Origin of the sequence: Microcystis sp. M169S2 (genome assembly GCF_020245865.1) — a bacterium.
Taxonomy (GTDB): Bacteria; Cyanobacteriota; Cyanobacteriia; order Cyanobacteriales; family Microcystaceae; genus Microcystis; species Microcystis ichthyoblabe_A.
In genome coordinates, this window is record NZ_JADBUB010000001.1 from 1 (window position 1) to 8,928 (window position 8,928).

Below are 8,928 nucleotides of genomic sequence, written 5' to 3' on the forward strand. Positions count from 1 at the left end.
GGTTCTTCCGAACTTACCATGTAAAATCAACTAGCAAAATGCCAATTTAATAAACATCTAAGACTAAAGTTTTTAAAGTTTCTAAATCCATAGCCTCTCCTTTTTATCAGCTTCAGTTTATTGTTAATTCCTTCCACTGTTCCCTGGGTTGTTCGGTTATCAAAATAGGCAGTTATTTCGTCAATCCACCGCCGAATTGTCTGGCAGCTTTTAGGAAAGTAAGCCATCGCCTTTTTTATCCAATCGCTCAAGGCAAATAATCCCTCATTCCCCTCCGTATTTTTCTCAAATACTTCTCTAAATTCCTCTTTTAATTTGTGCATTTCCCCAAGTTTTGGAGACACTTTATAGCGGTTCTCGCATCTGTGCGGCACACTTTAACCTTTGCTGATTAAGCTGTTCAGGATCGGGAATGTACCTCTTGTGAATCAGAAACGCTATATATACTTCCTCCAATTTTTTCTTTTCTTTCTCTACTAAGTCTCCTTCACTCTTTAATAAGGCATATTTGCTCTTGGCTATTCCTGCTAAGATATTTTCTTTATTTTTCTTATTTTTTATCTTGGCTGCCTCTCTTTTTACCTCCTCTCTGGCTTCATCTAGCTCGTTATTTACTTGTTTTATTACAGGGAATCTATCTCCTACTATTTGCGCTTGAGTCATTAGTTTTTCTGCCACATTTTTATACCCTATCTACAGGTCTATACTTACTTCCTCTATTTGGATCAAAACCTCTTCTCCCCAGTGTTTCAGATATTCTGTTAATGCTTCTTCTGTTCTTTTTTCCACTAAGCCTACAATTTTTTCTGTGTCTATATTTACTAACACAGCATAGTAATTTCCTTTTCCCTTTATCATGGCTATTTCATCTATTCCTAGTTTTTTTAGACCTTGAGGTTTTGCGGTTATTAAGTCTTCTCCTAAGTCTTTGAGCATCGTTTCTATTTCTCGTTCGCTTACTCCATTTCTTTCTGCCGTATTTTTGAGATCACTATTCAGGACTTCGGCCACTATTTTTTTTCTAAATCTGTCTGTGTAGGTGGGAGCATCCCAAATTTGCAGCAAGTATAAATGCTTGGTTACAAAGAAAGGAAAAGGGGATAATCTAATAAAGTTATAAAAACTGGAGTACAAAAAATGAACATTGAAGATAAGCAAAAATTAGACGACCATTTTGCAGCCATCGCAGAAATCCTAGTCAGAAATACGCAAAAAGAAGACTTGGAAAGCTTTGAAAGTATAGAACTAGCGGTACGAGAGCAAATGTTGACGGTCGTAACTCCAGCAATTGGCCGTTTTTTTTTGAAACAATAACAGCAACAAAAGCAGCAAGAGAAAGAACAGTGGACAGTATTATCGGAAAGGTAAAAATTACAGAAAAACAGGCGAAAAAGCTAGGGTTAGAAAAAAATAAAAAAGTGAGTCCTTATTTAGAAAAATGCTGCTTAAATATTGTAGCTTGTGAGTCATTTGAGAGAGGAGAACAAACAATCAAGATGATGACGGGAATGTCCGTCTCAAAAAGCAGTCAACACCGATTAGCATTAGGGTATGAATTTGAAGAGGCTCAAAGTAAAGGGAAAATAGAAAGTCTAAGCATAAATGGCGGAACAGTAAGAGTAAGAAATAACGTCGGTGAAGAAAGTATCTGGAAAAATTATAAAGCAGTAAGCTTACATGGTCAGGTATGTGCAGCATTTTTTCAAGCGCAGGAAGAATTAATCACTTGCATAAACAATCAACCATTAGCGAGAGTAGTAACTTGCTTAGGCGATGGACATGATGGGATTTGGAATCTGATAAAAAAGATAGATAAAGAGGAAAGAAGGGAAGTATTGGATTGGTATCACTTGGTGGAAAATATCCATAAAGTGAAAGTTTCAAAAAAAGTAAAGAGGCAAATAGAAACGTACTTATGGCAAGGGGAGCAAGATTCAGCAATTAAAGAATTGAACGGTTCAAAACAAAAGGAAGCAATTAACTTCATCAACTATAGGAAGAAACATGAAAGCAGAATGCCAGATTATGGACTCTATCAAGACTTAGGTATCTGCATTGGCTCAGGAAGTGTAGAGTCAAAAATCAAACAAATTGGCAAGAGAATACAAATAGCAGGGGGTTGTTGGAAGTCGGAAAACGTCCCTCAAATATTGAGGTTACGCTGTGCTTATCTCAACGAAGCTATTACATGATTACTTTTACTCATTGCAAATCTGGGATGCTCCCTAATTAAATTGCTAATTATTGCGAATGTGAATATCTTGCTGCGGGAAGGGAATCTCGATACCCTGTTGAGTAAACCGAGCAAGAATGACACAATTAATATCACTAATGACTCGCTTTTTCCTGTTAACATCATCCAACCAGAACTTTAATTCAAAGTTTAAACTAGAATGATCAAAATTAAGAAAAAAGGCTACTGGTTGTGGGTTTTTAAGTATGTGAGGATGTTGGTCAGCAATGTCTAGCAATAAATTCATCACCTGTTGTGCGTTAGAGTTATAACCAACTCCGATAAGAATTGAACAATAAATCAAGTTATCACTACCCGTATAGGTGGTGACATCCTCAGTAAAAAACTTTTGATTGGGGATAATTTTTTCAGAATTATCCGTGAGGATTTGCACTGTTGTCGCTCGAATACCTAGCTTTTTTACCTGAGAAGTTTGCCCTTCAATATTAATGATATCACCAGGTTTAAGAACTTTTTCAAATAATAGTAAAATACCGCTAATAAAATTACTTACCACTTGCTGCATACCGAAACCAATACCCACCGATAAACCGCCAGTAATTGCCGCTATTGCTGTTGCATTAACTCCCACATAACCCAAGATGAGAATAAAGCCTAAGACAATGAAAAAATAACGTCCTAAAAGTAAAGTTGCTTCAATTTCACCGCGACTAGCTTGCTGATTTAAATTAGTAATGCTCAGAATTATACTCTCTATAAGATCAACAACAATTACTAGAAAATAGGGAGCTATTATCAAAATAAATATGCTTCCCAATGTGATCGGACTATTGAATAAATTGAAAGGAGATACTTTGGTGATTTCCTGAATATTATTGTAGAAACTAATAATCGTTCTCAGGAGAAATAACACCAATAAAGGTGCTAAAAGCCGCAAATGATAATATTTAATTGTCTTGACGGAAAACTTGGCGTATAGTCCAGCTAATAAACCACGATAAACTAAATAAAACCACAGGAGTTTTATAGATAAACTAATCATTCCTCTTGTCCAATTTTGACCGAAAAAAATCAGATAATTTAGGTTAAGTAAAATCAGGCTAATAACTGGAAAATTAAGAAACTGTATCAGGATAGCAAAATATTGACGGAGGGTTAACTTTTCCTTACTATGGATCAAACTGGTAACGTGAGGAAATCTTTTTTCTAAGTAAGACCATAACCATTTTGATAATAACCAAGCAACAATTAAGGAAAGAAAAATAGTCGTTAATTGATTTTGAACATTTCTGCGTCCTAAAAATAATAATTGGTTAGCAATTATTTCCGAAAGAGAGGGAATATTGTTGTTCATAATTAATTTATTTTCCTGACTTCCTGATCGAGATCTGATTGAATATAAAGTGTCAGTTTTTGGGCTGCTGCTGAGGAAGATATTTCACCAGCGATCGCTCTTTCATACCAAAATTCTCCCTCTTCTAAAATTTTATTCAACTTTTCCCAATCATCCAGAGGAACTGCCACGGCATTGTGAGATTGTTGTAATAATACCGATTCGATCGGTAGTAATTTTCCTTCGATCTGTACCCGTCGATTAGTGGGAATAAAACTTTCTGTTTGGATGATTGCTTGTAATTGTTGTTCGGGATTAGAGAGAAATTTTCCTAAAGCTAACCCCAAACTATTTTCATTATCACTATTATTGCGATTAAATACCATCACCCGTGTATAGAGAATTGGTGCTGCTTTACCTTGAGTGTCTTGGGGAAGTAAAGCGACTCTGAGATCATCTTGGAGGCTGTTTTTTAAATCGGCAATTTCAATAGAATTACACACATAATAGGTTAAGCGGCCTCTAGCAAAGGCCTCGTGAAGTAATTCCCGTTGACGATTGAGGATAAAATTAGGCTGTGACGAGGCAAGTTTTAGCCATTCTAGCCATTTTGCCCAACCATCCAAGCGAGGTTGCAGCCTACCCTGATCATCCCACAAATAGCCGCCAAAAATTGCCATTCCCCAAAAAGTATCTTCAAAAGAGGAAACTATCCCCACAGAATAGCCTTTGCGCGCACGTTCCACTAATCCCTCTAAACTGGTGGGAGGTTGCTTCAGCAGCGGATCCGTACTAACTTGTAATTTTTTTTGATTGTAACACAGTACATTAGTACGAGAACCTAAAGGAATGCCATAGATTTTTCCTTGATAGCTAACTTGTTTCAGCGTCGGGGGATAATAAATAGATAAATCTAGATTTTTCTGGTCAATTTCCTTCAGTACCCCTTGGGATACTAATCTGGGTATATTTCTCGAAAAAATTAGAATAACACTAGCACCCAATCCGCTTTGAGATTGTTTAAAAAAACGTTCGGGTATCTCATCGATAGGAATAGCTTGTTCGAGAATTGTCACTTGCGGATTTAATTTTTCAAACTCTTGCAAACCGAGACCTAGTATTTCAGTTAAATTTCCCTCTTCTGGATACCAAACCAAGAGGGTTCCTTGCAGTTGCTCCGATGATTGAGTAGGAAGATCACTAAAACAGGCATAAAGAAAAATTGGCATCAAGATAAAAAGCAATAGGAGCGATATAATTCCCCTTATTTTTTTACTTCTCCAAACAGTTTTAACTCTGAGCCTTAGAAATTGCATCGCTCGTGATCCTTCAAAAATCTTGCCATATATTCATCGTACATGAAAAGGTGACTAATAATCTTCATCAGAAAAATAATTAACATGATCTTTTGTCAAGAGCCACCAGTATAGCAGTAATCCCAGTTACTATCGGCTGCCATAATAGAATTAGTCCAAAATGCCCTGCAAGAACTACAAAATCTAGACGAGGAAAACACCCCATGACCCATCACTACAGCATCACCATTCAATGGTCAGATGAAGACCAAAAATTTATCGCCCATTTACCTGAGTTTGGACCCTATACTCATACCCATGGTGAAACCTACAATGCAGCCCTACAAAATGCCCTTGAAGTTCTATATCTCCTTATCGAAGACTACACTGCACTGGGCAAATCTCTCTCACGTCCCCAGGCTATTTCCCCATAGCTCAAATATCCTCTATTACATTTCAGTCAGAACCGACAACCCCGAAATAAATGATGAAAACGTCAGCCAATAAGTAATTTTTGCTTTATTATGAGAGTAATCCCCTAAACCGTTAGAGGCGTAAGGCTTACGCTGAACAGAGAATCTCTCAACCCAAACCCTGAAGGAGTTAAAGATGACTGACCCTTTAACCGCGAGTGTACTGGTAACTCTGGCAATCCAAGAGTTCATTAAATCAGGTACAGGAGATTTGGCCAAGCGTTTTACGGCCATTGAAACTATCACTAAAAATTTGGATATAATTTTGGCTGAAGATCCTCTTTTTGCTGAGTAGTTACGAATTTTAGGACAGGAAATTCAAGCAGGGGAAATCAGCCAAGTTGGTTTATATCATTTTTCAAAAGTGATGACAGACTTAGTTGATTATTCCAAAGCGCAATTCCGCTCTCGGACAGGAATTGCGCTTTTAGATGTTAGTCACGACTATTGAAAATTGGTATTAGATGACTTTGAAGCGGGAGAACTAGATGCTGAAATTGATCAAACAGTGAAAGGAAAAACAACGACTAAAACAGAACAAATTGGCATAAAAGGGGTAAGGGTTACAGGAAAAGCGACTATTAAAATTAAGCAAAACATTGATTAGGAGACAAAAATGTTAGAAGATCAAGCCCAAGCACTCAAGTCTATTGTTAAAGAGGTTCTGCATGAGTTATTATTGCAAGAACGGGAAACTTTAACAGATGTAATTTATGAAGTAATAGAGGATATTGCTCTAGCCAAGGCAATAGAGGAAGGTCTTGACGATGAAAATGTCAGTCGAGAAGAAATTTTTGGGTTACATCGAGTAAGTTTATGACTACGAAGATTCGAGATGTCATTAAATTATTAGAAAAAGATGGCTGGTTTCTCGTTAATACAGTCGGTAGTCATCGCCAATATGAGCATCCAACAAAAAGGGGAAAGGTGACTGTTGCTGGCAAATTAAGTGATGATGTTCGTAAAGGAACTTTAGCTAGTATTCTTAAACAAGCAGGGTTAAAATGATCGACAAATATCTAATTGTTCTCGAAAAAAGTGAGACGGGATTTTCAGCTTATTCACCCGATGTATTGGGTTGTGTAGCAACAGGTGCGACTCTAGAAGAAACAACGGAGCAAATGCGATCAGCTTTGGCTTTGCATTTGGCAGATGTTGAAAACTTGCCCCAACCGCGAGGGATTGATGCCTATTTAGAAGCTTTGCAAGATTCGGAAGGAGAAGCATTTTTTCTAACTCATATTCCCATAGATCAAGTGTTAGTTAAACCTTAGTTTTATTAAGGAAAATGAACGACAAACTTGAGCAAACTGGAATTAAAGCTTTTACTTTAATCTGATCAAAGATCAAGTACAGGAACTAGAAGCCTGTTCCACGGGGTAGGCATTTTGTTATTTCACAGGCTATAATCTTATTAAAGATAAAACACAAGAACCAGAAGCCTGTTACACTATCTAACAATTAATTAAGTGCCATTTACTAGCAAGGAGTCGTACCATGGAACTTTTAACGCTATTGGCTACAACAGTCACGATTATTTTGGGGGGAGCGTTGGCCCGTGTGGGGGAGCTTGTCTTAGATGGTTCCCTTGAAAAACTGACAAATTTAATCGGAGCGAAGTCTCCTGATACTTTAAAAAAGTTGCAATCCGCTAATCAAAATCCTGCTTTGTTATCTGAAACCATTGAGGTAATGGCGATTTTACTGGAAGATCCAGAAATACAAAAAGTTGCAGAACAAGTGTTTAAGGAAAATCAATCTAATCCTTACGTTATTAATATGATGAAAAATGTTGGAATTGTTAATCAAGGAACAATTCATAATCCGACTTTTAACTTCAACTGACCACAGCCGCCTGTAGGGGAGCAGGTTAAACAAAACCCGCACAATTTACCCAATAGTGGGTTCAAGAAATTTGTTGGACGTAATGAAGTTTTAAACCAATTAGCAACCCAATTACAGGAAGCTAACCTCGTGGCGATTTCGACGTTGACGGGGATGAGTGGCGTTGGTAAATCGGAATTGGCGTTACAGTATAGTTGGCGGGAATGGGAAAACAAAACCTATCTAGGGGGGATTCTTTGGTTAAATGTAGCAGAAAGCGATCCAGGTTTGAGTATTTTAACTTTTGCTCAGATTCATTTAGGATTAATTTTACCGACAGAAGGCGAATTGGTAGAGCGGATTCGTTTTTGTTGGCATAATTGGTTCAAAAATGAGCAGGATCAAGCCTTAATTATTTTTGATGATGTGCGTCGCTATGAACAAATTAAAGACTATTTGCCGCCTCAAGGAGAAAAGCGGTTTAAAGTTATTATTACAACTCGTAATGAACAAATTGCCCGTAATTTTAACCCGATTGATTTAGAAGTGTTAAGTCCTGATGCGGCGGTAGAATTGTTAGCTGTCTTTTTACCCAATGCGGTAGTAAATAATCCAGAAAAAGCCAGAGAATTAGTCAAATGGTTGGGGTATTTACCGTTAGGGATTGAGTTGGTGGGACGCTATGGACAGTATATGAGTTGTGGGTTAACCGAAATTTTACAACAGTTACAGGCGCAAAAATTAAAGGATGAGAGTTTACAATTTCCCCAAAATGCTTTTATGACGGCGCAAAGGGGGGTAGCAGCAGCGTTTGAGTTGAGTTGGGGGGAGTTGAGTGAGAGTTCTCGATTAGCAGGAGAATGGCTCAGTTTATTTGCAGAAAGTCGGATTAATGAAAAGTTAATTTTGTCTTTGTTTGAGGAGAGATACCCCCAACCCCAACCCTTAAAAAGGGGAGCTATAGAGAGATATTTTCCGACATTTTCACGCTGGTTTGGTCTATCTAAATCGGTTTCCGCGTCTATTTATCCCCCTGATTTACCGATACCGACTAGGACTGATTTACGACATTTGGTAAATTTAAATTTGCTAAATGATGTTGATAGTCAGAACTATGAGTTGCATACTTTAATTCGGATGTATTTGCGCGATAAGTTAGAAGCATCGGCGTTTAAGGAGGAAGCAAAGCGAGCCTATTGTCAGGTGATGGTTGGGATTGCGAAAACTATTAAGAGGACTTTGACCTTAAAAGACATTGATAACTTGGAGCCGGATATTGAGCATCTAAAAGTTGTTGCAGAGGAATTAGATCAATGGTTAGATAATGAAGATTTAACGTGGTCTTTTTATGGCTTAAGTGCATTTTATCGAGCGCAGGGACTTTATCAGCAAGGGGTTCTTTATTGTGAACGCTGTTTAACTCTGAGTGAACAACGCTTAGGCAAAAATCATCCTGATGTGGCGACCAGTCTCAACAATCTGGCGGAACTTTATCGCGCTCAAGGGAAATACGCAGAAGCACAACCTCTCTTTTTGCGAGCGCAGGCAATTAGGGAAAAGCAATTAGGCAAAAATCATCGTGACTTTGCTTACAGTCTCAACGGTCTGGCGAGTCTTTATGGATCTCAAGGGAAATACGCAGAAGCACAACCTCTCTTTTTGCGATCACTGGCGATTTTGGAAAAGCAATTAGGAAAAGAGCATCCTGATGTTGCTCAAAGTCTCAACAATCTGGCCAGTCTTTATCAGTCTCAAGGGAAATACGCAGAAGCAGAACCACTCCTGTTGCGAGCGCTGGCGATTTTGGAA

General features: G+C 37.9%; 11 protein-coding genes and 2 pseudogenes. 10 read left to right on the forward strand and 3 right to left on the reverse strand.

Translation table 11 applies throughout. The features are described from left to right. Positions 1 to 26: 26 nt before the first annotated feature. Positions 27 to 1,041, reverse strand: a pseudogene (locus IM485_RS00010) (ISL3 family transposase); the annotation flags it as partial. Positions 1,042 to 1,137: 96 nt separating this feature from the next. On the opposite strand from IM485_RS00010, the gene IM485_RS00015 reads away from it, so the two are divergent. Continuing rightward, positions 1,138 to 2,192, forward strand: a protein-coding gene (locus IM485_RS00015; RefSeq protein WP_287740395.1) for an ISKra4 family transposase whose coding sequence is annotated in 2 segments (ribosomal slippage) — positions 1,138 to 1,294 and positions 1,294 to 2,192 — 1,056 coding nt in all. Because the reading frame shifts where the segments join, the coding sequence is not laid out codon by codon here. Positions 2,193 to 2,237: 45 nt separating this feature from the next. On the opposite strand, the gene IM485_RS00020 is transcribed toward IM485_RS00015, so the two are convergent. Both IM485_RS00020 and IM485_RS00025 read right to left on the reverse strand, forming a co-directional pair. Continuing rightward, positions 2,238 to 3,548, reverse strand: a complete 1,311-nt coding sequence (locus IM485_RS00020; protein ID WP_104398162.1) for a mechanosensitive ion channel family protein — start codon at positions 3,546 to 3,548, stop codon at positions 2,238 to 2,240. Positions 3,549 to 3,550: 2 nt separating this feature from the next. Beyond that, on the reverse strand, positions 3,551 to 4,843 hold the full coding sequence (locus IM485_RS00025) for a sugar ABC transporter substrate-binding protein (protein WP_287740396.1): 1,293 nt from the start codon (positions 4,841 to 4,843) through the stop codon (positions 3,551 to 3,553). A 203-nt stretch (positions 4,844 to 5,046) separates the two neighbouring features. On the opposite strand from IM485_RS00025, the gene IM485_RS00030 reads away from it, so the two are divergent. The 9 genes and pseudogenes from IM485_RS00030 to IM485_RS00070 all read left to right on the forward strand — a co-directional run. Next, the gene (locus tag IM485_RS00030; RefSeq protein WP_287740397.1) at positions 5,047 to 5,256 is read left to right on the forward strand and encodes a type II toxin-antitoxin system HicB family antitoxin; all 210 of its coding nucleotides are present in this window, start codon (positions 5,047 to 5,049) and stop codon (positions 5,254 to 5,256) included. A 175-nt stretch (positions 5,257 to 5,431) separates the two neighbouring features. Next, on the forward strand, positions 5,432 to 5,590 hold the full coding sequence (locus IM485_RS00035; protein WP_287740398.1) for a hypothetical protein: 159 nt from the start codon (positions 5,432 to 5,434) through the stop codon (positions 5,588 to 5,590). A 159-nt stretch (positions 5,591 to 5,749) separates the two neighbouring features. Then, positions 5,750 to 5,902 carry a hypothetical protein gene (locus tag IM485_RS00040; RefSeq protein ID WP_287740400.1) on the forward strand — a complete coding sequence of 51 codons (153 nt, stop codon included), beginning with the start codon at positions 5,750 to 5,752 and terminating at the stop codon, positions 5,900 to 5,902. 9 nt (positions 5,903 to 5,911) lie between these two features. Then, positions 5,912 to 6,115, forward strand: coding sequence for a hypothetical protein (locus tag IM485_RS00045; protein ID WP_104398158.1), 204 nt, complete (start codon positions 5,912 to 5,914; stop codon positions 6,113 to 6,115). Further along, positions 6,112 to 6,303: a type II toxin-antitoxin system HicA family toxin gene (locus tag IM485_RS00050; RefSeq protein WP_002745088.1), complete on the forward strand. Its 192-nt coding sequence runs from the start codon at positions 6,112 to 6,114 to the stop codon at positions 6,301 to 6,303. Before IM485_RS00045 ends, IM485_RS00050 begins: the two co-directional genes overlap by 4 nt. Continuing rightward, positions 6,300 to 6,569, forward strand: coding sequence for a type II toxin-antitoxin system HicB family antitoxin (locus tag IM485_RS00055; RefSeq protein WP_104398157.1), 270 nt, complete (start codon positions 6,300 to 6,302; stop codon positions 6,567 to 6,569). The genes IM485_RS00050 and IM485_RS00055 overlap by 4 nt, the downstream gene beginning before the upstream one ends. A gap of 223 nt (positions 6,570 to 6,792) precedes the next feature. Then, positions 6,793 to 7,140 carry a hypothetical protein gene (locus IM485_RS00060; RefSeq protein WP_287740401.1) on the forward strand — a complete coding sequence of 116 codons (348 nt, stop codon included), beginning with the start codon at positions 6,793 to 6,795 and terminating at the stop codon, positions 7,138 to 7,140. Positions 7,141 to 7,236: 96 nt separating this feature from the next. Further along, a pseudogene (locus IM485_RS00065) lies at positions 7,237 to 7,689 on the forward strand (NB-ARC domain-containing protein); the annotation flags it as partial. A 636-nt stretch (positions 7,690 to 8,325) separates the two neighbouring features. Further along, on the forward strand, positions 8,326 to 8,928 hold a 603-nt coding region (locus IM485_RS00070), incomplete at its 3' end, for a tetratricopeptide repeat protein (RefSeq protein WP_287740402.1).

Coding starts and splice junctions, on each gene's coding strand:
- IM485_RS00020 (WP_104398162.1), bottom strand. CDS start 3,548: ATGAACAACAATATTCCCTCTCTTTCGGAAATAATTGCTAACCAATTA.
- IM485_RS00025 (WP_287740396.1), bottom strand. CDS start 4,843: ATGCAATTTCTAAGGCTCAGAGTTAAAACTGTTTGGAGAAGTAAAAAA.
- IM485_RS00030 (WP_287740397.1), top strand. CDS start 5,047: ATGACCCATCACTACAGCATCACCATTCAATGGTCAGATGAAGACCAA.
- IM485_RS00035 (WP_287740398.1), top strand. CDS start 5,432: ATGACTGACCCTTTAACCGCGAGTGTACTGGTAACTCTGGCAATCCAA.
- IM485_RS00045 (WP_104398158.1), top strand. CDS start 5,912: ATGTTAGAAGATCAAGCCCAAGCACTCAAGTCTATTGTTAAAGAGGTT.
- IM485_RS00050 (WP_002745088.1), top strand. CDS start 6,112: ATGACTACGAAGATTCGAGATGTCATTAAATTATTAGAAAAAGATGGC.
- IM485_RS00055 (WP_104398157.1), top strand. CDS start 6,300: ATGATCGACAAATATCTAATTGTTCTCGAAAAAAGTGAGACGGGATTT.
- IM485_RS00060 (WP_287740401.1), top strand. CDS start 6,793: ATGGAACTTTTAACGCTATTGGCTACAACAGTCACGATTATTTTGGGG.